Genomic DNA, 22,565 nt, shown 5'->3' on the forward strand with positions numbered 1-22,565 from the left:
CGCGCCACCGGGCGGCCACTCTCGCTTCGACGGATGGATGGGTATGCACAGCAGATCCGGTAGCCCGCGGCTCGGCGTGGTCTACGACGACGGCGCCGCCGGGCCCGGGGAGATCGCCTCGGCGGCCCGCGCCTGCGGAGCCGACGTCTTCCTGGTGATCGACCAGCGCTCGCCCCACGTCACGCAGTTGCTGCGGGGACTGCGCGGCCGGTTCGAGCTCTGCGACGTCAGCGGCCTCGCCGCGGCCGAGGCGGCGACGGCGGTGGCCGCCCGGGAGCCGGACGGCCTGCTCACCTTCAGCGAGCACCGCCTGGCCCAGACCGGGGAGCTGGCCGCCGCGCTCGGGCTGACCCGGTGGCACAGCCCGGAGACCACCCGGCGGCTGACGGACAAGCTGCTCCAGCGGCGGCTGTTCGCCGCGGCCGGGATCGACACCACCCGCTGCGTGCCGGTGGCCGAACCCGCCGGGATCGCCGCGGCGGTCGCCGAGACCGGCCTGCCCGTGGTGCTCAAGCCGCGGACCGGCACCGGAAGCCGCTCCGTCCGCCGGGCGGACAGCGCGGAGGAGGCCGAACGGCTGGCGGCCGACTTCTTCCGGTCCGCCCCGGCCGGGGCGGTGCTCCTGGTGGAGAGCCTGCTCACCGGGGTGGCGGAGGAGGCCGGCCCCGACTGGGGGGACTACGTCTCGGTGGAGACCGCCGTCCACGACGGAGACCGCCGACTCCTCTGCGTCACCGGCAAGTTCCGGCTGGAGGAGCCGTTCCGCGAGCGTGGGTCCTTCGTCCCGCACACCCTGCGCGCGGAGACCGCCGAGCGGGTCCGTGCGCTGGCGGACGCCGCGGTCGGGGCCCTCGGAGTCCGGGACGGCGTCGTGCACACCGAGATCAAGCTGACCCCGGACGGCCCACGCGTCATCGAGGTGAACGGCCGGGTCGGCGGGCTGGTCGCCGACCTGCTCCGGCGGGGCGCCGGGTACGACGTGGTCGAGACCGCCCTGCTGCTCGCCCTCGGCCGGCCGGCGCCCGGCCCACCGGAGTTCGACCAGGTCACCTACCAGTACGCGCTGGTGCCGCCGGCCGGCGCCCGGAGCCTGGTGGAGGTCGGCGGACTGGACCGGCTGCGCGCCCTGCCCGGGGTCGACCTGGTCGACGTCCGGGGCCGCCCCGGCCAGCCGCTCGACTGGCGGACCGGTGCGGCCGACCGGCTCGGCCGGCTGTACGGGCGGGTGCCCGACCACGCGGCCCTCGGCCGGCTCACCGCGGCGATACCGGAAGCCTTCCGGCCCACGTTCACGTACACGCACGAGAGGGGAAGTCGATGACGGAGCAGGTGTCCGAGGCGAGCGGGGGGCTGTCGTCCGCGCAGCGGCGGCTCTGGCTGGCGCACGTCCTCGAACCGGGGAGCGCGGAGTTCACCGCCCCCTGGGCCGGACGGCTGCGCGGACCGCTCGACCGGGCGGCCCTCGGCCGGGCCTGGCGGACCGTCGTGGAGCGTCACGAGGAGCTGCGGCTGCGGCTGTTCGAGGTGGACAACGAGCCCCGGCGCGCACGGTGGCCGGCCGAGGAGTTCGGCCTCGCGGTCCGGGAGGTCCCTCCCGAGGACCTGCCCGCCGAGCTGGACCGGGTGGTGACCAGGTCCTTCGACCTGGTCGGCGGCCGGCTCGCCGAGGCGGAGCTGCTGGTACTCGGGCCCGAGGACCACGTCCTGGTGCTGAACGCCCACCACGCGGTGGTGGACGGCCGCTCGATGGCGCTGATCACCGGTGACCTGTTCGCCGCCTACGCGGGCCGGGAGCCGGCCCCGGCCGGCCGCCCCTACCCCGAGTACGTCGAGCGGGAGGCCGCGGCCCATCCGGCCCCGGCTCAGTTCGACGCCTGGGTCGAGGAGTTGCGGCTCCCGCAGACCGCGGAGCCGCTCGGCTTCGAGCCGGCCACCCGGACCGCGGACAAGGAGGGCGCGGTGGTCCGGGTGCCGCTCCCCGCGCGGACCTGGGAGGCGGTCCGCGCATACGCCCGGCGGCACCGCACCACCGCGCAGGTGGTCGGGCTCAGCGCCTTCGCGCTCACCCTGGCCCGCTACACCGACACCGAGGACCTGGTGGTCGGCTCGACCATGGACACCCGGTCCGCCGACTTCGTGGACACCGTCGGCATGTTCGTCAACCCGGCCGCGGTCCGCGTGCACGTGGACCCGGCGCAGACCGGCCCGGCCTTCTGCGGCGCCGTGCAGCGCGGCCTGCTGCGGGCCTTCACCCACCGGTCGGTCCCCTTCGAGGAGGTGGTCCGCAAGCTCCGGATCACCCCGGACGCCACCCGGACCCCGGTCTTCCAGGTGCTGTTCAACTTCGAGGCCCGCGAGGCGCCCCGGAACGTGCCGGGGCTGGAGGTCACCAGCCTCGAACTCCCGGTCCGGATCTCCAAGTACGACCTCACCCTGGTGCTGCGGGACAAGGGCGCCTCGGCCGAACTGCTGGCGACCTACCGCACCTCCCGCTACCGGCCGGCCCTGATCGAGCAGCTCACCCGCCACGTGGCCGCCCTGCTCGGCGGGCTGACCGCCGACGACGAGGCCGCGGTGGGCTCGCTGGAGCTGCTCTCCGCCGGGGAGCGTGCCGAGCTGCTGGCCGCCGGCCGCGGGACACCGCTTCCGGAGGGCTTCCGGGCGGTGCAGGAGGCGGTCGCGGAGATCGCGCTGGCCGACCCCGACCGGCCCGCCGTGGTCTGCGGCCCCCACGAGCTGACGTACGGTCAGCTGCTGGCCCGGGCCGACGCCCTGGCCGCCCGGATCACCGCGCAGGGGGTGCGCCCGGGGGCGCCGGTGGCCGTCCTGGCCGAGCCCTCCGCCGAGATGGTGGTAGCCGTGCTGGCGGTGCTCCGGGCCGGCGGCGTCTACCTGCCGCTTCATCCCGGCCACCCCGCCGCCCGGCTGGGCGCCGTCCTGGCGGACGCCGGGGCCGGGTTCGTGCTGGCCGACGCCGCCTGGCAGGAGCGCCTCCCGCAGGTCGAGGTGGTGCCGATCGAGGCCCCGGCGATGCCGCCGGACCAGGCGTGGGCGGCGCACCGCAGTGGGCCGGACGACCCGGCCTACCTCATCTACACCTCCGGCACCACCGGCGAACCCAAGGGCGTGGAGATCGGGCACGGCGCGCTGGCCGCCTCCACCACCGCCCGCCGGCTGACCTACGGCGGCTACCGCACCTTCCTGCTGGTCTCGCCGCTCTCCTTCGACTCCTCGGTGGCCGGGCTCTGGGGCACCCTCACCTCCGGCGGCCGGCTGGTGGTCGCGCGGACCGAGGAGGTCCGTGACCCGGAGAGACTGCTGCGGCTGATCGAGACCCACGCCGTCACGGCCCTGCTGGCCGTCCCGGCCCTGTACGCCGCGGTGCTGGACCGGGCCGAGCGGGCCCACCGGACCGCGCTGGGCACCCTCGACGTGGTCACCACGGCCGGCGAGGTGCTGCCGGAGGCGCTGCTGGAGCGGCACTTCGCGCTGCTCCCGGCCACGCCGCTGGTGAACGAGTACGGACCGACCGAGGCGACGGTGTGGAGCACCTACCGCCGCTTCGAGGCGCCCGGTCCGGTCGACATCGGCGGGGCCGTCCCCGGGGCGAGCCTCTACGTGCTGGACCGGCAGGGGCGGCTGATGCCGTACGGCACCGCCGGCGAACTGCACGTGGGCGGCCGCGGGGTGGCCCACGGCTACCTCGGGCGGCCCGAGGCGACCGAGGCCGCGTTCCGCCCCGACCCCTTCGGCACGGCGCCCGGCGCCCGGTCCTACCGGACCGGGGACTGGGTGCGCTGGGGCACCGGCGGCGGCCTGCGCTACCTGGGCCGCCGGGACCAGATGGTCAAGGTCCGCGGACACCGGGTCGAGCTCGGCGCCGTGGAGAGCGCGCTGCGCGCGGCCGAGGGCGTGACCGATGCCGCCGTGCTGCTCGCGCCCGGCGGGGGAAGCCTCACGGCCCACCTGGTCACCGAGGACGGGGTGGACCCCCGGGAGCTGCGCGCCCGGCTCGCCGAGACCCTGCCGCCCGCGATGGTGCCCGGCGTGCTGCGGGTGGTCCCGGAGCTGCCGCGCACCCCGCACGGCAAGGTGGACCGCGAGGCGCTGCGCAACGTGGAGCTCCGCACCGAGGAGGACGGGGCCCCCGAGCCCGCCGAGCCCGCGGTTGCCCCGGCCACCGGACCGGACCCGCGGGCACTGGTGCGGGCCGCCTGGGCCGCCGTGCTCGGCGAGGCACCGGCCGCGGGAGACGTCAACTTCTTCGACGCGGGCGGGCATTCCCTGCTGGTGCCGCTGCTCCAGATGGAGCTGGAGGACCGGGCGAGGACCCGGGTGCCGATCGTCGAACTGTTCACCGCGACCACCATCGACGCCCAGAGCGCGCTGCTCGCCGCGAGCGGCGGCGACACGCCCGGGCCGGAACCGGTGGTGCGGTCCGCGGACGCCGGGGACGGGGACGGGGACGGGGACGGGGACGGCGGCCCGCACCAGCGCCGGCTCCGGCTCGCCGCGGGCCGCTCCCGGCGGGCGGCCGGAACGGGGGACGGGACGTGAGGAACCGTTCCCTGGACGTCGCCGTCACCGGCCTGCACGCCCGGCTCCCCGGCCCGGAGGACCCGGCGAAGTGGTGGGCGGCGGTCTGCGCGGGCGAAGAGCTCACCAGCACCCTCGACCTCGTCGAGCTGGCGGCCCGGGGCGTGCCCCGCCACCTGCTCGACGACCCGGCCTACGTCCCGGTCCGGGGCCTGATCGAGGACGGCGAGCGGTTCGACGCGGAGCTGTTCGGGATCAGCCCCCGCGAGGCCGAACTCATCGACCCGCAGCACCGGTTGATGCTGGAGGCGAGCTGGGCGGCGCTGGAGGACGCCGGCCGCAGTCCGCTGGCGGACGGGCTGCGCACCGCGGTCTTCGCCTCCTCCTCCAGCAGCAAGTACCTGTCGCGGATCCTCGGCAACCCGGCCGCCTCGGCGGACACCCTGGCCGCCCTGCACGTCGGCACCGGCCGGGACTTCATGGCCGGCCGGATCGCCTACCGGCTCGGTCTGGAAGGCCCGGCGGTCAACGTGCTGACGGCCTGTTCCTCCTCGCTGGTCGCGGTCCACCTGGCCGTCCAGGCGCTGAACGCCGGCGACTGCGACCAGGCCGTGGTGGTGGCCGCCTCGGTGGGCTTCCCGCAAGCCGGCCACACCCACCTGCGCGGCGGCATCATGTCGGCCGACGGCCGCTGCCGGCCCTTCGACGCCCGGGCGACCGGGACGGTCGGCGGCTCGGGCGTGATCGCGGTGGTGCTGCGCCGCTTCGAGGACCTGGGGCCGGACACCGCCTGCCACGGGGTGATCCTCGGCTCGGCCGTCAACAACGACGGCTCGGCGAAGGCCGGGTTCAATGCCCCCGCCCCGCAGGGCCAGACCGCCGTCATCCGGGCGGCGCTGCGCTCCGGCGACGTGGCGCCCGGCTCGCTCGGGTACGTCGAGACGCACGGCACCGGCACCTACGTCGGCGACCCGATCGAGTGGTCGGCGCTCTCCGCCGCCCTGCGCGGGGCGGGCCCGGCCGGGACCATCCCGGTGGGCGCGCTCAAGGCGAACATCGGGCACCTCGACGCGGCCGCCGGACTGGCCGCGCTCTACAAGGCGCTGCTGGTCCTGAAGCACGGCCAGGTACCGCCGGTGGCCAACTTCGAGAGCCTCAACCCGCTGCTGGCGGACCTGGACTCGCCGCTCCGGGTGCCCACCGAGGCGCGCGCCTGGCAGGGCCCCGAGCCCCGCCGGGCGGGCGTCAGCTCCTTCGGGATCGGCGGGACGAACGCGCACGTGATCGTGGAACAGGCACCCGCCGTCCCGGCGGGAAAGGACCCGGCGGACCGGATCCCGGCCGAGCGGACCTCGGTCCTCACCCTCTCCGCCGTCCGGCCGGAGGGCCTGGAGCCGACCGCGGCCCGGCTGGCCGAGGTACTGACCGGGCAGGAGGCGGACGCCGCCGACGTGGCCTTCACCCTGCGGGCCGGCCGGGCACCGCTGGCCGAGCGGCTCGCGGTGGTCGGCCGGACCGGCCCCGAGCTGGCCGGGGCACTGCGCGGCGGCCCAGGGCGGGTCCGCGGCCGGGTGCCGCTCGACGGCCCGCGGCCGCTGGTCTTCCTGCTCCCCGGACAGGGCGCCCAGCGGCCGGGCATGGCCCTGCCCTTCCAGGCCCAGCTGCCCGGGTTCCAGCAGGCCCTGGAGGAGTGCCTGCACGTGATGGAACCCTTCACGGCCAGGCTGGCCGGGCGGGCGCTGCGGGACCCGGAGTTCCCCGCCGAGCTGCTGCGCGCCACCGAGCTGGCCCAGCCCGCGCTGTTCGCCCTGGAGTACGCGGCGGTCCGCGCCCTGGACGGGCTCGGGCTGCGCCCGGCGGCACTGGCCGGGCACAGCCTCGGCGAGGTGACGGCCGCCTGCCTGGCCGGGGTCCTGGACCTCGCGGCGGCGGTCGAGCTGGTGGCCGTCCGGGCGAGCAGCATGCAGGCCTGCCCGCCCGGCGCGATGCTGGCGCTCTCCTGCTCCGAGGCCGAGGCCCGCGCGCTGCTGGCCGAACCGGCGAACGCTGCCGCCGGGTTGGAGATCGCGGCGGTGAACGGCCCGGGCGCCTGTGTGCTGAGCGGATCGGCCGTCTCCGTCCGGGCGCTGGAGGACCGGCTCTCCGGCCGGATCCCGGCCCGGCGCCTGCGCACCTCGCACGCCTTCCACTCCGCCGCCATGGAGCCCGCCGCCCAGGTCCTCCGGGCGCGCCTCTCCGGCCGTACCGGCGGCCGCAGTTCGCTGCCCTACGTGTCCACCCTGGACGGCACGGTGGTGCCGGCCGGCACCGAGGTCCCGCTGACCGTCCTCGCCGAGGGCGTCCGCCGGACGGTGCGCTTCGGCGAGGGCATCGCCGCCGTCCGCGACCTGTACCCCGGTGCGCTGGCCGTGGAGATCGGGCCGGGCCAGGCCCTCTCCGGCATGGCGGCCGCCGCCGGGCTGGAGAGCCTCCCGCTGGTGCCGGGCAAGGGCCCCCGGGCGGAGGACGAACTCGCCCTCGCCCTGGCCGGGCTGTGGGCCGAGGGCCAGCCCGTCGAGCTGTCGGCGCTGATCCCGGCCGGCCGTCGGCTGCACCTTCCGGGCACCTCCTTCGGGGGTGAGCGCCACATCGCGCCGGAGACGGTCTGGGCGGCCGCCCCGGCCCCGGCCGGCGTCCCCGCACGCACCCCGGAGCGCCCGGCGGCCGCCCCGGCGGAGGCGACCGCCGCCGAAACGCCGTCCCCCGCCGGGGCGGTGGCCGCCGCCTGGCGCGAACTCCTCGGCCACCCGGGCCTCACCGAGGACGCGGATTTCATCGCCAACGGCGGGGACTCGCTGCTCGCCATCCGGCTGGCCCGGCGGCTGGAGCAGGTCTTCACGGTGGTGATCCCGCTCCGGGATCTGCTGCTGGCACGCACCATGGGCGATCACGCCCGGCTCGTCGAACGGCTCATGACGCCGTCGCAGAAGGAGGCAACGGATGAGTAGCGCGACCCTGCCCGGCCGCCCCGGCCGGGAGCACTTCGAGTGCGTCGACGCCGTGTTCCGCCGGCAGGTGGCCGAGCACCCGGACAAGGTGGCGGCCTGGGACAGCACCGGCAGCTCCACCTACGCCGAGCTGTGGGACCGGGCGGTCCGGCTGGCCGGCGCCCTGCACGGCAAGGGAGTCGGGGCCGGTGACGCGGTCGGCGTCGTCGGCGTGGGCGACCGCGACACACTGGTGGCCATGCTCGCAGTCCTGCTGGCGGGCGGGCATTTCGTGCCGATCGACCCCGACTGCCCGCCGGAGCGCGCCGAGCGGATGACCGCCATCGCCGGCGCCTCGCTGGTGCTGGCCACCTCGGAACACCGCGTGCCGGAGGGCATCGGCGCGGAGGCCCGGCACGTCCGCGAGCTGATCGAGCAGGCCGGCCCGGCCGACGCGCTCGGCCCGCTGCCCGCCGGGGACCCGGACCGGCCGGCCTACGTGATCTTCACTTCCGGCTCGACCGGCACGCCCAAGGCGGTCGCGGTGCCGCACGGTGCGCTCACCGCGCTGTGCCTGCGGCCCGGCGTGCTGCGCCGCGACCCGGACGAGACCTTCCTGGTGCACACGGTGCTGACCTTCGACACCGCGATGTACGAGATCTGGTCGCCCCTGCTGGTGGGCGCCTCGGTGCTCTGTGCCCCGCGCCGGGCGCTGTCCCTGCACGAGACGGCCGAGCTCCTCCGGGACGAGCGGGTCACCACCGCCGTGCTCACCCCGGCGGTGTTCGCGCTGCTGGCGGACCGCGACCCCGACGCGCTGGGCGGGCTCCGCACTCTGATGGTCGGTGGTGACGTGATGCCGCGCGAGCAGGCGGTGCGGATCCTCGACCGCTTCCCGGAGCTGGAGTTCCTCAACACCTACGGGCCCACCGAGAACACCGTGATCTCCACTGCCTTCTCGCTCAACGGCTGGGACCGGCAGGGGGGATCGGTCCCGATCGGAGCGGGCCTGGCCGGTACCACCTGCCACGTCCTGGACGAGCGGCTGCGCCCGCTGCCGCCCGGCCGGGTGGGGGACCTCTACCTCGGCGGCGACCGGCTGGCCCTCGGCTACGCGGGCGACCCGGCCATGACCGAGCAGCGCTTCCTGCCGGACCCGTTCTCGGACCTGCCGGGCGCCCGGATGTACCGCACCGGCGACCGGGCCGTCCTGCTCGCGGGCGGGGTGATGGAGTTCCGCGGCCGCGAGGACGACGAGATCAAGGTCCGGGGGCATCGGATCCACCTCGCCGAGGTGGAGGCCCTGCTGGCCGCCGACCCGGAGGTACGGGAAGTGGTCGCCACCGCGGTCGGTACCGGCCACGAGCGGCACGTCCGCGCCTTCGTCCGCGCGGCCTGCGAAGGCGTGGACCCGCGGGCGGTCCGGACCCGGCTGGCGGAGCGCGCACCGCGGCAGCTGGTGCCCGACGAGCTGGTGGTGGTCGCGGAGTTCCCGCTGAAGCCCTCCGGAAAGGTCGACCGCGAGGCCCTGAAGGCCCTGCCGTCCACCCCCGCGCCGGAGGAGGCACCCGCGGCCGGGGCGGACGACCGGACGAAGCTGGCCCGGCTGTGGCTGGAGCGGACCGGGACGCCCGCCGAGAGCGGCGAGGACTTCTTCCACTCCGGCGGGACCTCGCTGGACCTCATCCTGCTGATCGAGTCGATCGCGGTCACCTTCGGCGTACGGCTGGACTTCGCCGACGTCTACGGGCTGCGCTCCTTCGAGGAGCTGCACGGCATGGTACTGACGAATCGTCAGGAGGTCGGCGCGTGAGCACCGTCCGGGTCCTGGAGCCCCGCCCCGAGGCCCCGCGGCGGCTGATCTGCCTGCCGCACGCCGGGGGATCGGCCAACTACTACCGCGGCTGGGCCACCCGGGGCCGCACCGACGTGGAGGTCCTCGGCGTCCAGTACCCCGGCCGGGCCGACCGGCTGCCGGAGCCCTGCCACCACGACCTGCACGCCATGGCCGAGGAGGTGTGCGCCGCCGTCCTGCCCGAACTGGACCGGCCCGTCACGTTGTTCGGACACAGCATGGGTGCGATCGTCGCCTACGAGGTGGCGCGGCGGCTGGAGGAACAGGGCCGCGGGGTGCGGCGGCTGGTGGTCTCGGCGGCCCGCGCCCCGCACGACCCGGCCCACGTCTCGGCGCGGGGCGCCGTCTGGAACGACGACTCGGCGGTGCGCAGCATCGTCGCGATGGGCCAGACGGACGCCGAGCTGATGGCCGACCCCCGGGTCCGCGAACTCGTACTGCCCTACCTGCGGGCCGATTTCGAGCTGTTCCAGCGGTACGAGTACCGCCCGGGGCCGCCGCTGGCCTGCGAGCTGCTGGTGGTGCGCGGGGCGGACGACCCGCACGTGACGCACCGTCAGGGCGAGCTGTGGCGGGAGCTCACCCGGGGGGCGTTCCGGCACGAGACGCTGCCCGGCGGGCACTTCTACCTCGCGCCCGAGCCACCGCTGGACCTGTACCTGGACCCGCTCGGCCGCTGCCGGGAGCCCGGGGCGGCTGGTTCAGCCGCCGGCGGAGAGCTCGGCCGCCAGCCGGCTCAGAGCGGCGCGGCCGGCCAGGCCGGTCTTCTGCAGCAGGCTCGCGATGTGCTTCTCGACCGTGCGCGGTGAGATGCACAGCCGCCGGCCGATGTCCTGGTTGCCGGGACGGTCGACGAGCAGGGCCAGTACCTCGTACTCGCGCGGGGTGAGGCCCTGCGCGCGCAGCTCGGCGGGTATCAGCTCCCGGCCGCTGCGGCGCTGCGGTACGGTCACCCCGGCCTGACGCAGCATCGCCCGGCAGGTGCTCACCACGGCGGGCACGTCGAGCTGGTGGAAGTACTCCTCCGCGGCCTGCAGCCAGGACGTCGGGTCGCCCCAGCCGTCGGCCAGGGCGGCCTCGGCGACCAGGCGCAGGCCCAGGTGGTGGCCGGTCGGGAAGATCGCGGCGTGCCGGCGGAAGTCCTCGACCACCCCGGCGGCCTGCTCGCCCCGGCCCTCCCGGCCGAGCAGGACGGCGTCGGCGAGCATCAGGAACTGGCGGTTCCAGGCCAGTCCGGCGGCCGGTTTCGCCGCCACGGCCGCGAAGTCCGTGCGGGCCGCCCGGCCGGCCAGCACCTCCAGCAGCGGGCTGAGCCCGTACCGGCCGGCCAGGTAGTAGACGTTCGGGTGCAGGGACTCCCAGGCGGCCGCGGCGGCCAGCTCGGCCCGGGCGGCCGTACGGTCCTCCTCCAGCAGGGCGCAGACGGCCCGGCACAGGCCCAGCATCACCGGGTTCAGCTGCGATTCGGCGCCCCCGGCCTGACGGAACGCCAGCAGTCCGCGCTCCATCTCGCGGCGGCGGCCCCGGTGCGCGCCGAGGGTGGCCGAGACCAGCAGCAGGTACCGGCGGGTGCCGAGGTTGCCCATCCGCGCGCTGGCGTCCAGGCACCGGGCGAGGATCTCCTCGGCCCGCCGCGGGTCGCCCCGGAGCACCGCGTTCATCGCGAGCACGCTCTCGGCGGTCTGGGCCAGCTGGATCGCGCCCAGCTCGTTCGCGGCCTCCCATGCCTGTTCGAGCCGGCGGATGTCGCCGGTCCGCAGGTAGGTGTTGGCACCCAGCCTGGTCAGCGCCTCGACCCGCCACAGCGGCAGGGTGTGCGTCTCGGCGACGGCGAGCATCCGCTCCAGGCAGGCGTCGGCCATGTCGAAGCCGCGCTCCCGGACCAGCAGGGCCAGCAGCTGCCAGGCCTGGCAGGCCACCACGGGCAGCTTGGTCTGCTCGGCGACCTCCGCCGCCGCACGGGCCTTCCGCTCGGTCTCCGCGGTGCACCCGCCCTGCCCGGGCAGCAGGGCCAGTTCGCACTCGACCACGGCGAGCGCGGCGCCCTGCTCGGGGGTGCCGCCGTCCTGGAGCAGCGCCCGGGCGGCCGCCATCTGGCTGACGGCGTCGGCCCGCCGCTCGGCCGCCACCGCGACCCAGGCCAGCCGGGTGTGCAGGGCGATCCGGGCGTCCAGGCACAGTGCCGCCGCCCCGGCCGGGGCCAGCGAGTCGACCAGGGCGAGCGCCCGGTCCAGCTGCCTGGCGTCGGCCAGCGCGTACAGCAGCGACTCGGCGATCGCGGTGCGGGCCGACGGGTCGGCCAGTTCGTGGGCGCGCCCGAGCAGCACCACGGCCGTCCCCGACAGGCCGTCGGCCTGTGCCCGGCGCCCGGCCTCGGCGTAGAGCAGGGCCGCGTCCGCCAGGTCACCGGCCGCGATCCGCAGGTCCGCGACCAGCTGGCAGTGGTCGTCGGTCAGCTCCGGGTCGGCCTGCTGGAGGCCGACAGCGGCCTGCCGGGCGATCGCGGCCCGCTCGGCCGGCGGGAGACTGGCGAGCACCGCCTCGGCGGTCAGCGCGTGACGGAAGGCGTACCGGTCCGGCGCTCCCGGGTCGGGCACGATCAGGCCCGCCTCGACGGCGGAGCGCAGCCGGGCGAACAGACAGCGGTCCTCCGCCCCGGTGATCAACTGGAGCGTGGCGACGGAGAACCGGGCTCCCAGCGAGGCCGCCAGCAGCACCACCTCCTGGGCCTCGGGGTCCAGCGACTCGATCCGCCGGCGGTATCCCCGCACCACGGTGGCCGGGACGGTGGCGGAGAGATCGCCGGCCACCTGCCAGCCCCCGCCGCCGCCCCAGCGCAGCAGGCCGGAGCCGACCATCTCGGCCAGCAACTCCTCGACCAGGTACGGATTCCCGTCACCGCCGTCGACCAGCCGCTCGACCAGCTCGGCCGGCACCCCGGCGGCGGGCACCCCGAGGCAGCCCGCCGTGATCGCCCGCACCGCGCCGGGCGCGAGCGGCCGCAGGGTGGCCACCGAGGCGGCCCGCCGCCGGTCGGCCGCGTCGACCAGGTCGAGGGCCGGGCCAGGCTGCGGGCGCAGGGTGCCGACCAGCAGCACCGGCAGCCCGGCGAGGTTGTCGACCAGGTACTCCAGCACGGCGATGGTCTCGGAGTCCATGTCGTGCAGGTCTTCTAGCACCAGTACGCAGCCGTGCTGCTTGCCGATCACGGCCAGCAGCCGCAGCAGCGCCTCGGCGAGGTCGACCACGCCCTCCGGGTGGCCGACGGCCGTCGCGGGCCGCCACTCCGGGATCAGTCTGGCCAGGGCCGGGCGGTAGGGCGCGAGCGCCGGGTCGGACGGAGGCCCGCCGATCCGGAACCGGGAGGAGAGTGCCTCGGCCAGCGGCCGGAACGGGGTGCCGGAGCCGCTCGGGCTGCCGCGCCCGCGCAGCACCGGGAGGCCCAGCGCGGCGGCCTTGGACTCGCACTCGCCGGCCAGCCGCGACTTGCCGATCCCGGCCTCTCCCAGGAAGAAGAGCGCACGGCCGGAGTGCTGCCGGGCGTCCGACAGCAGGCTGTCCGCCAGGGCCAGCTCGGCGTCCCGGCCGACGACATGTGAAGAAGTCATGCGCATGCCGTGGAGGCTACTTGATCGACCGGCGTGCGGACAGGGATCATCACCGGCGCACCGGCCGCACGACGGCCGGAGCGCCCGTACGAACACGGGCGCACCGGCCGAAGGTCTCGGTCGCCCGGTCGGCGCCCGGGCGTGCGCACCGGCCCTAGCCGACCGCTTCCGGTGCGAACGGAACGGTCACGGTCAGGGTCCCGATGATCGAGTGCTCGTCGAAGCCCGAGAGCAGCCGACTGCGGCGGGCGCCGCCGCCGGGGCGCAGCGAGATCCGCCCGCTGGGGTGGTCGGCGGCCTGGTCGCCGCGCGCCTTGGGCTGCTTCCAGCTGCGGACCAACTCTTCGACGTTCATGGGTCGGGTTTCCTCTCGGTGAAGGTCGCGCCGTCGGTTCACGACGGCCGCGCTGATGGCGACGGCTGCAGCAGCAGCGTCGAAGCTGTGCGCCCGGCCGAGCCGAGCCGCAGGAGGCCCAGTCCGATGCCGGACAGCCCGGTCAGCAGGCCGGGAACGGACAGGCCGCCGGGGGTACCGCAGACCGGGCCCGCCCGGTCGAGTGCGGTGGCCAGGGCATCCGCCCGGTGGTCCAGCGACTCGCGCGCGCCGGGGCCCGGGAGATGGCCGAGCAGTTCGAGGACGCCCAACTCGCCGTGGCACAGGGCGTGGCCGGGCAGCGGACCGGCGGCCGCCAGCTCGCGGACGGCGCGCGCGGTGAGCCCGGCCAGCTCCGGATCCGCCAGGGCGGCGGGGCTGTCGGCCACGGCCAGGGCGGCCCCCGGCAGGCCCTGGCACCAGGTCAGGCCGGTGGGCGCAGCGGTTGGGACGCGCCGGGCCGCGTGGCGCAGCGCCGCCAGGCCCGCGCGTTCGTACCGCTCCCCGCCGCCGGCCCCCGCGAACCGCAGCAGGGCCCAGCCCACCCCGGCCGCGCCCTCGGCGAACCCGGGGGCGGCCGGCAGCGGACGGTCCGTCAGCCGCTCGGCGAACAGCGCGGCGCCGTGCCAGGCCGCAGCGCTCCCGGTGGTCTCGTGCACCGCCAGCAGCGCCGCGAGCCCGCCGGCCGTCCCCTCGGCCAGCCCGGCCCAGCCGTCCGCCCAGGCTCCGCCCCGGAGCCCGTCGGCGGCCCCGGCCGCGCCGGGGGCCTCGGTGGCGGCGTCGGACTCGGCGATGGCGCGGGTGAGTTCGGCGGCATGGCCGGCCCAGCCGGCCAGCTCGGGGTCGTCCGTCAGGGCGGAGGTCCGGGCGAGCGCGTAGGCGATGCCGCCCAGCCCGGCGAAGGCTCCCGGGCCCACGGCCGCCAGGTCCTCCGGCTCCGCCGCGAGGCGTTCCAGCAGCGCGGGCAGTGGGCTGAGGGCCTGGCGCGCCGTGTCCGCGTACCGCTGCTCCCCGGTGTGCGCGGCGAGCTCGGCGAGGAACAGCGCCGGGCCCGGGTAGCCGTGCCCGAGGTCGGCCCCGGCCGGACCGAACCGCCAGGCCCGGTCCGTAAGGAGTTCGAGGCCGAGCCAGTTGGCCCGGCCGCGGCCCCGGTGGGCGCCGTCCGCCAGGCGGTCGCCGATCCGCCGCGCCGCGCTGAGCAGCCGCTCCGCCGCCGGCCGGTCCGTCAGGTCCGGTCGGGCCGTGCCACTGCGCCGGGTGGCCGGTGCGCCCGCCCGGTGGGCGGAGGCCGTGGACCTCGCGGCCAGCGCCGCCCGGACGATCCACTCCTGGGCGTCGAGGTCGGCCGGCCCCATGGCACGGATCTTCTCCACCACCCGCTCCAGACCCGGCCGCTCCAGTGCGTCCGGGATCCGCCGGCCGGTGCCGGACCACAGGTCCGTGAGGCCGGGCCGGGTGGTGAACAACGGCACGTCGCCGTCCCAGAGCTGGGCGATCTCGTGCTCCAGCAGCCGGGCCGGCCCCGGCGAGCCGAGGGCGTCCGTGCCGAGCAGCCGCAGGAGCCCGTCGCGGTCGGCCGGGTCGCGCAGCACGTCCGGGTGGGTCGACTCGTCGAGCAGCGTGGCGTACACCTGGGTGGCCCGGGGCACCACGCGCACCTCGTCCTCGGCGAAGCGGTGCACCAGGCCCCGCGGTCCGGTCAGCGTCTCCCGTCCGGCGGCGATCGCCCGGTACCCCGCGCGGAATCCGGCCACCAGCGCCTCGGTGAACTCGGCCGGGTCGGCGTACGTCCCGTCGAGCCGGGGGCGGTTGTCGGCCCCGGCGATCGTCCCGGCCCGGCGGACCAGCCGCATCCGGTCGGTGCCGCTCTCCGCCCAGGCCACCACCGGCAGCGGCGCCACGGCCCCGGCGTCGCCGCCCAGACCGGAGGCGTCCAGTAACGTGCCGTCCTCGCCGAAGAGCAGCAGCGGCAGCAGACCGACCCGGTGGACCGAGGCCGCGAGCGCGGACGCCGCCGGGTCGCCGTCAGGGGCGGAGCCGGACACCGGGGGGTGGAAGAGGGTCTCGACGTCCACCGGCACCGGGTGGTCCGCCCGGGCGATGAGGTTCTCGAAGTGCAGGTCGGTCGCGTCCAGCGCGTGCAGCAGCGCGAGCCAGGCGCCCTGCCGCCGGTAGAACCGCTCCAGCTGGCCGCGGTCCCGGCAGGGGAGGGCCGCCACGTAGGCCAGCCAGCCGTAGCCGGGCCGGTCCAGCAGGGCGACGGTGCGCAGTTCCGGCACGTTCGGCTGTCCGTTGAACCAGCCGACCAACTCGTTGAGGTGCCGGTGCGCGGTCAGCGGGCGCGGCTTGTAGACCACCCGGGAGCCGTCGGCGAAGGTGAGCACCGCGGTGCTGCGGCCGTGCCGGTGCCCGTCACCGGCGGTGGCGCGGAGCGAGACCAGCGGCCCGGGGTCGGTGCCGTGCAGCAGGGTGCGGACCAGCTCCGTCCGGTCGGCGGTGTGGCGGTCGAGCAGTTCGGTCAGGGCGTCGGCGGCGTCGATGCAGGTCTGCGCCAGCAGCCGGCCGAGCACCGGGTACTCCGACAGCAGGGCGGACAGGCCGTCCTGTCGTGACGTCTGGGCCAGGAAGGCGCGGAACCGGGCCGCGGGGGTGTCACCGGTCAGGCGGCCGTCCACCCGGGCGACGTTGAGCTCCAGCACCAGGGTGCGGGCGGCCTGCCGGGCCAGGCGCCGGGCCAGTTGGTCGGTGAACCCGGCCCTGAGGCGCGGCAGATCCGTGTCGGGGACGGCGGCCGGCAGCCGGGAGGCGGCCAGCTCGGCGAAGGGGGCCAGGACGAACCGGAAACCGGAGGTGCCCGGCAGTTCGCCGGCCGGCACCACCGGCGCGAGCGGGGCGGCGGCGATCGCCGCCGCGACGAACGCGGCCCACTCCGGTTGCGGGTCGTGGGGGAGTCCGGCGGCGGTCGGTCCGCTTTGCCGCCGGCCGGAAACGGCCGAATCGGCGGGAGCAACCATGGTGTTGATCACAGGCCTGACAATTGCAGGCCTTTCGTGTTCCGACAAGAGTTCGAGCCGTCCGGTGCGTTCGGGCCGGTTCGCTGCGGGGGAGGACACCCACGGGTCCGGGGCGGCCGGCAGAAAGATGGGGGCCCCACCCCCATGCGGAACCGCCGGGGACGGGCAAGAGGCCGACGGGGAGGGGGCCGAGGGGCCAGGAGCGCGGGTGACACCGCTCGCACGGGCCCGCTCACTCGATACCGACGGTTAACCAAACCCTGCGGCAACAACTGGATTTGGCCGAACGGGTTGCGCTGGTCAGGCGCGACGGAGGTACTCCGAGATGCGTGCGAACAGTCAAGCCCGCCGGCCGCGCGTCGAAGACGTCTGCTGGGGCCGTGGCGGCGGTCTGGGCGAGCCGGTTCGTGCCACGGCGGCGACACCCATCACCTCGGCGGGCAATCACGGGGTGTGCGTCGGGCAGTACCGAATGCGACGACGCGGCTGCTGCGGCGTCTTCCGCTGTTCTCACGCCACGGGCCGTCCTCCTCGGGCACGATCGAGTGCGGCCGGACGAAGGCGGAGTGAAGGGCCTGCGGCATGGGTGGAGGAACACGGTGGCCGGTGCGGTTGTACGCGCTGACGGTGCTGCTGACCGTGACCGGAGTCCTGTGGGCATGGGGTGTCGACCGGGTCGACGACATAGGCAAGGTGATCGGTGTGGTGGCCGCGCTCCTTGGCCTGCCGCCGCTGGTGGTCACCGCCTTCGGGCTGCGGCGGGGAACGCCGGCATCCGATGGTATGCCACTGGCGGAAGCCGCTGACCTCCTGGCGGAGGCGACGCGACGCCAATGGGAGGCAGAGAGCCGGGTCCGCAGACTGAACGACCCGTACCCGTTGCCGGTCGCCTGGCTTGCGGCCGGCCCTGACGTGACGGAGAACTGGCGCCTGTTGCGCACCTTCGCCGAGCAGGCCCCGGGTGGACCGTCGAACGATCGAGGCCGCTGGGCCGATGGTGTCGAGGAACTCAGCGGCTCGGGACAGGACATCGAGGCTGTCTTCCTCCAGCGGATCCCCACACGCCGACTGGTCGTGCTGGGGGAGCCGGGATCCGGCAAGACGATGCTCCTGATTCGGCTGCTGCTTGCGCTGCTGCGCCCTGGCCACCGCGAGCCCGGCGGGCCGACACCGTTCCTGTTCGCCCTGGCGTCCTTCGATCCGACACGTCAGGACCTGCGTACCTGGATGACCCACCAACTGGTCCAGGAGCACCCGGCGCTCCGCGCCCCCGCCGAAGGAATCGGCGCGGCTCCCGGGCCGCAGGACGGCTCCCTGGCCCGCGCCTTGGTGGAGAGCGGACGGGTGATCCCGCTCTTCGACGGTCTCGACGAAGTGCCCCGTGCTCTCCGCGCCCACGTTCTGCAGGCGGTCAACGAGGCGTTTTCGTCCCATGAGCCGCTGGTTCTGTCCAGCCGCACTACCGAATACGGGCAGACCCGCGTACCGGCATGGGACGCTCCCGTCGTGCGGCTGAACGGCGTCGCCGGGATTGTTCTCCAACCCTTAGGCGTTGGTGAGGCCCTCAAGTATCTGGCCAGGGATGCCGACGACGGACTCGGTGCGAACACCGGACGCTGGTCCAGGGTCGCGAACGTCCTGCGAGATGACCCCCACTCGCCGTTGGCGCAGGCTCTGAGCACTCCGCTCGGGCTTTTCCTGGCCCGCACCGTCTACAATCCGCGTCCGGGGGGATCGACTGACGCGGTCCCGCACCCCGACGACCTCCTTGACATCGACCGGTCGTCACGGAACACCGTCGAGGACCACCTGTTCCGTGCGTTCGTGCCTGCTGCCTACCGCCCCCACCCCTCCCATCCATGTCCCTGGAGTCTGCGGCAGGCGGAGCGCTACCTCACCTTCCTGGCCCAGCACCTGCAGAGCAGGCTGGCAGGTCGGCCCCACATTGCCTGGTGGCAGATTTCGGCGTCCTTCCGCTATCGCCAACTGATCCTCGTCCCGGGTGTAGCCGGCCTGCTCATAAGCCTGCTCGCCGGTCTTCTCCTGGGGTGGCCGGCGCTGGGCGGCGGCGCCCTGGTGGTGGCCCTGCTGTGCGCCAGTACCGTCGTGGGAACCCTGTTCAGCCCCCTGGACGAGTACTCGGGACCCACCATCCGGATCGGCTGGCTGCCCAACCTCTTCGTCGCGGTGGGAGCCGGCTGCGGGCTCATTGCCGGCCTGGCCCTCGGCCTGCCGTTCGGCCTGCGGAACGCGGTCACGACCGGTCTGGCGGCTGCCCTGGTCGGCGGCCTCGCGGGCGGGTTGAGCGCCGGCGTGCCCACCACGTCCACCGTGCACAGCCCGCGCGACCTCTTGGTCGCCGACCGCCGCGCGTTCATCGGCTTGTGGATCACCGGCGCCCTCACCGCCGGCCCGGTATTCGCATACGGCACCCGCCCGTGGCTCGGAGCCCTCTGCGGTCCGGCCTTCGGCACCCTGCTGGCCACCGGCGGAGCACTGTGGTGGCGCTACACCGCGGCACGCCTCCTGCTGGCCACCCGACGACGACTCCCCTGGCGCCTCATGCACTTTCTCAACGACGCCCACGTACACCGAGGAGTCCTGCGCCGCCTCGGCACCGTCTACCAGTTCCGCCACCTCACGTTGCAGCGTTATCTGGCCGACCCGGGACAACCCTCGGGCCAACGGACAGCTGGTGTTCGACGGACAACATGAAAGCCGGGGACACGGCCGGTGGACGCCTCTGTGCGTCGCGCCGCGATCGGCCTGTTGTGCGGCCAACCCGCACGCACTGCCGTGATGTCGGGGCCCATCAGGGAGAGCACGGACGTCCGGACCCTATCGAAAGCGACAATAGGGGAGTCCCACTGTCGGCCCTTCCGCGGCTCGCCCGTCGCCTGTCGAGGGAGGCGCGTGGACTCCCGGATGATCGAGCGCGGCACGCAGGCGTTCCAACGGTCGGTCTCTGCCCGGCACGCGTGCGTTCCACGTGCCAACGCCGGCTGGCCCGGGATGGGCGTCTGCAACACCACCAGGCCGCCCAGGGCGGGGGCGAGCAACGGAGAGTCGCTGCGGTGGGCGCCAGCCGGGGCACGATCCAGCGGGCTGCCGTCTCCGTCCGTCATACCCGAGCTTTGGCCGCGCTCGCCTGGGGAGGGCCCAGCCCACGAATTGGTCCCAGAGCGGTTCGGGCAGCCATGACGGAAACGCGGACACAGGGCTCCTTGGTGATCACAGAGCGCGCAGCTCCATGATCACCGGGGCCTGTGCCCGTTCTGCTTCCCAAGGCCCCCACCGTGCCTGTCACGAGCAGGGCGAGCCGGGGCGGGACGTCGAGTGCGCAAGACCTGGGCCGATGGCAAGCAGCGGGATCATGCAGGAGCTGATCGGGCGGTTTTCGGGGCCGTGGCCGGGGTCCCCTCGTGCCGGGTGGCGAGCAACGGTCCCAACAGCCGTGTGCCCGGTCCTGTCCGTCCGCCGGGGCCGGGCAGTTGCGTCGTGTCGGCCACGGTGAGCGGCTCCCGGCAGGTGTCGCAGGCCACGACCGGTGTGGTGACGTGGCCGCAGGCGTCGTGGTGGATCCGGGCGGGCGGTCCCGCCGGCCCCGCGTACCATTTGTCACCCCAGGCCATCAGTGCCAGCAGGACGGGATACAGCTCCCGGCCCTTTTCCGTGGCCACGTACTCCTCGCGCGGCGGGCTGTCCTGGTAGCGCTCGCGCGTCAGTACGCCCTCCTCGACCAGGCGGGCCAGCCGGGCGGCGAGGACTTTGCGGGACAGGCCGAGGTCCTCCGCCAGTTCGTCGAAGCGGCGGATGCCGAGGAGGACGTCGCGCATGATCAGGGCGGTCCAGGCGTCGGCGAACAGATCGGTCGCACGGGCGATCGAGCACGCGACATCGGAGAGGGAGGTGCGGGTCACGCGTCGATCGTATCGACGGCGGGTTTCTTCAGGGGACTCGTCAATGCTAGGTTCCCTCAGGGAACTTACGCTGAGCGTCGAGGGAGTCTGCCGTGTCCACCACCCCGCGCATCGCAGTCGACTCGGCCGACCGGGCGGCCGTCGACGGCCGCCACATCCGGGCCCTGACCTTCCAGTCCGTACGGATGGAGTATCTGCGGCTCGTGCTCTCGGAACTGAGCCTCACGGCGGCCGGCTGCCGGGCGCTCGTCATCGGCAGCGGACGCGGCCTCCCCGCCAGGGGCATCGCCCGGCTGGGTTTCGAGGTCGTCGCCGCCGACCCCTCTCCCGCCGCGACGGCCCTCGCCCGGGACGCGGACGACGGGCTCGGCATCACGTACCTGACGTCACCCGCGGAGGAACTCGACCTGCCGGACGGCACGTTCGACCTCGTGTACTGCGCCGACACCCTAGAGATCACCGAACGGCCGAAGGCGGTCCTCGCGCAGGCGGCGCGTGTGCTGCGCCCTGCCGGGGCCTTCGTCTACGACACAGTGAACCGCACCCTTGTGTCCCGATTGATCTACCTCGGTGCCTTCCAGGCCTTCCCGGGCACCCGGATCATGCCCCGCGGCCGCTACGCCGCCCACCGGCTGCGCCGTCCGGCCGAACTCGCCGAGGCCCTCGACCGGGCCGGGCTGTCGGCGAAGGACGTCTCGGCGTTCAAGCCGCGCGACGTACGCAGTCTGGTGCGCGCGACGCGCGGGCGCAGGCGTGGCACGCTCACCGACGAGCGACTGCCGGAACTGGTCGACATGGTGCTCGACCAGGAGGGCAGCCCAGCGGTGACGTATCTGGGCTACGCGGTCCGCCGGGCATGAGCCACGCTCCCGGTACTCCGGCGTAAGGCACGCGACCGCGCTGGACCGCGTCGAAGCCGATCCAGGCGGCCGGCAGGAAGGCACCCGACGCGAAGGGCGCACCCCGCACGCCCTCCCGCCCGGTACCGGAAAGGCCGGCCCCACCGCGCCGGCCCCGCCGCGCTTATCGCTCGGGCCTCACCGCGCCCACCGCTCGGGCCTCACCGCGCCCGCCGTGCGGGCCCCGCCGCGCCGCTCACCGCCTGCCCGGAGTCGGCGGTCCGGGCGACGAGGACGCGCCCGGAGCAGACTCGCGTCATCGCGGGCCGCGAACGGGCCGGCCCGCCGCGCGGTGGTGTGCGCCCTGGAGAACCTCCCGCCTGGCACGGTGCCCCCGCGCGAGCCGGCAGGGACGCCCCCGGAAGCCGCGGCCGTGCCTGCCGGTCCGGTGCGCCCCAGGAGACGGACCGCCCCGGACGGCTGCCGCCGCGCGGTCGCCGCGCACCAGGAGGTGGCGCCGCCGCGCCGGGCGGCCCCCGCCCTCGCGGACGCGGTGGAGCGGCGGACCGCCGCGATGCGCGCGCTGGACGCATCAGGGCTCCCCGTGGCGCACGTGCCTTCCACGGCGGGCGGCCGGCGGTGCCGGACGGTGCGGACGTCCGGAACAGGCAAAGGAAGGTGTCCCGTACGGGACAGACAGGACATGCGTCGCGGGATTGACTTCCAGCCAACCACCCGATGAACGAGCCGAGGGAGTCCGTCCATGCCTGAGCAGCCGAAGAACGAGTTCTGGAAGAACCTCAAGCCGATCGAGAACTCGTTCAAGCCGGACGCGCTGCCGGAGGTGTACCTCTCCGACGTCGCCACCGACGACGACCGCTACTACGCGCCCTTCACCGAGACCGTCAGCTCCCGCCCGCTGTGGATCAACGTCAAGGACAACACCTGGTCCGACATCCTGCGGGCCAAAGAGGCGGGTCTGGTCAACCGCCACTACCACCCGCACGAGGTGTTCGCGTACACCATCTCCGGCAAGTGGGGCTACCTGGAGCGCCCCTGGACGGCAAGCGCCGGCGACTTCGTGTACGAGGCCCCGGGCGAGGGCCACACCCTGGTCGCGTACGAGAGCGAGCAGCCGATGAAGGCGCTCTTCATCGTCAAGGGCCCGCTCATCTGGCTGGACGAGAACGGCGAGCCCACCGGCTTCTTCGACGTGCACGACTACATCGAGATGTGCCGCCGCCACTACGACGAGGTCGGCATCGGCGCCGACTACGTCGACTCCCTGTTCCGCTGACCGGCAGCGCCCGGAACCCGACATGAGGTCGCCATGACCAGAACCCCTCCTCGGGGCGGGGGGGGGGGGGCGGGGAGGGAGGGGGGAACCGGGGGGGGGGGGGGGCGCCGGTGCAAGGGAGCGGGAGAGGACCCGTCTTCACTCCCGTCCCCTCCCC

Annotated in this window: 12 protein-coding genes; 8 read left to right on the plus strand and 4 right to left on the minus strand. The window is 75.1% G+C overall.

Going from position 1 to position 22,565, the window contains the following annotated elements:
* The first annotated feature begins 43 nt into the window (after positions 1-43).
* Genes ACZ63H_RS30545 through ACZ63H_RS30565 form a run of 5 tightly spaced genes read left to right on the plus strand, consistent with a single transcriptional unit; the run spans position 44 to position 10,166 of the window.
* A complete protein-coding gene (locus ACZ63H_RS30545; protein ID WP_469870602.1) occupies positions 44-1,321 on the plus strand; it encodes an ATP-grasp domain-containing protein in 1,278 nt (425 codons plus the stop codon).
* Positions 1,318-4,557, plus strand: a complete 3,240-nt coding sequence (locus ACZ63H_RS30550) for a non-ribosomal peptide synthetase (RefSeq protein ID WP_469870604.1) — start codon at positions 1,318-1,320, stop codon at positions 4,555-4,557. Before ACZ63H_RS30545 ends, ACZ63H_RS30550 begins: the two co-directional genes overlap by 4 nt.
* Complete coding sequence (locus tag ACZ63H_RS30555) at positions 4,554-7,523, plus strand: type I polyketide synthase (RefSeq protein WP_469870606.1); 2,970 nt, start codon at positions 4,554-4,556, stop codon at positions 7,521-7,523. Before ACZ63H_RS30550 ends, ACZ63H_RS30555 begins: the two co-directional genes overlap by 4 nt.
* Complete coding sequence (locus tag ACZ63H_RS30560; RefSeq protein WP_469870608.1) at positions 7,516-9,315, plus strand: non-ribosomal peptide synthetase; 1,800 nt, start codon at positions 7,516-7,518, stop codon at positions 9,313-9,315. The genes ACZ63H_RS30555 and ACZ63H_RS30560 overlap by 8 nt, the downstream gene beginning before the upstream one ends.
* Positions 9,312-10,166 carry a thioesterase II family protein gene (locus ACZ63H_RS30565; protein ID WP_469870610.1) on the plus strand — a complete coding sequence of 285 codons (855 nt, stop codon included), beginning with the start codon at positions 9,312-9,314 and terminating at the stop codon, positions 10,164-10,166. Before ACZ63H_RS30560 ends, ACZ63H_RS30565 begins: the two co-directional genes overlap by 4 nt.
* Here the strand turns inward: ACZ63H_RS30565 and ACZ63H_RS30570 are convergent.
* The 3 genes from ACZ63H_RS30570 to ACZ63H_RS30580 all read right to left on the minus strand — a co-directional run bounded on the left by ACZ63H_RS30570 (position 10,059) and on the right by ACZ63H_RS30580 (position 16,352).
* Positions 10,059-12,971 (minus strand): helix-turn-helix transcriptional regulator, encoded by a 2,913-nt coding sequence (locus ACZ63H_RS30570; protein WP_469870612.1) that lies wholly within the window; start codon positions 12,969-12,971, stop codon positions 10,059-10,061. The two genes, ACZ63H_RS30565 and ACZ63H_RS30570, sit on opposite strands and share 108 nt — an antisense overlap.
* A gap of 148 nt (positions 12,972-13,119) precedes the next feature.
* The gene (locus tag ACZ63H_RS30575; RefSeq protein ID WP_469870614.1) at positions 13,120-13,320 is read right to left on the minus strand and encodes a hypothetical protein; all 201 of its coding nucleotides are present in this window, start codon (positions 13,318-13,320) and stop codon (positions 13,120-13,122) included.
* Between the two features lie 38 nt (positions 13,321-13,358).
* The gene (locus tag ACZ63H_RS30580) at positions 13,359-16,352 is read right to left on the minus strand and encodes a type 2 lanthipeptide synthetase LanM family protein (protein WP_469870616.1); all 2,994 of its coding nucleotides are present in this window, start codon (positions 16,350-16,352) and stop codon (positions 13,359-13,361) included.
* 606 nt (positions 16,353-16,958) lie between these two features.
* Here ACZ63H_RS30580 and ACZ63H_RS30585 point away from each other — a divergent pair.
* Complete coding sequence (locus ACZ63H_RS30585; protein ID WP_469870618.1) at positions 16,959-19,067, plus strand: NACHT domain-containing protein; 2,109 nt, start codon at positions 16,959-16,961, stop codon at positions 19,065-19,067.
* Between the two features lie 656 nt (positions 19,068-19,723).
* On the opposite strand, the gene ACZ63H_RS30590 is transcribed toward ACZ63H_RS30585, so the two are convergent.
* Positions 19,724-20,272 (minus strand): winged helix-turn-helix transcriptional regulator, encoded by a 549-nt coding sequence (locus tag ACZ63H_RS30590; RefSeq protein WP_469870620.1) that lies wholly within the window; start codon positions 20,270-20,272, stop codon positions 19,724-19,726.
* 92 nt (positions 20,273-20,364) lie between these two features.
* On the opposite strand from ACZ63H_RS30590, the gene ACZ63H_RS30595 reads away from it, so the two are divergent.
* On the plus strand, positions 20,365-21,132 hold the full coding sequence (locus ACZ63H_RS30595; protein WP_469870621.1) for a class I SAM-dependent methyltransferase: 768 nt from the start codon (positions 20,365-20,367) through the stop codon (positions 21,130-21,132).
* Positions 21,133-21,874: 742 nt separating this feature from the next.
* Complete coding sequence (locus tag ACZ63H_RS30600) at positions 21,875-22,408, plus strand: 2,4'-dihydroxyacetophenone dioxygenase family protein (protein WP_469870622.1); 534 nt, start codon at positions 21,875-21,877, stop codon at positions 22,406-22,408.
* Positions 22,409-22,565 lie beyond the last annotated feature (157 nt).

It is taken from the genome of Streptomyces sp. NPDC104831, assembly GCF_055583025.1.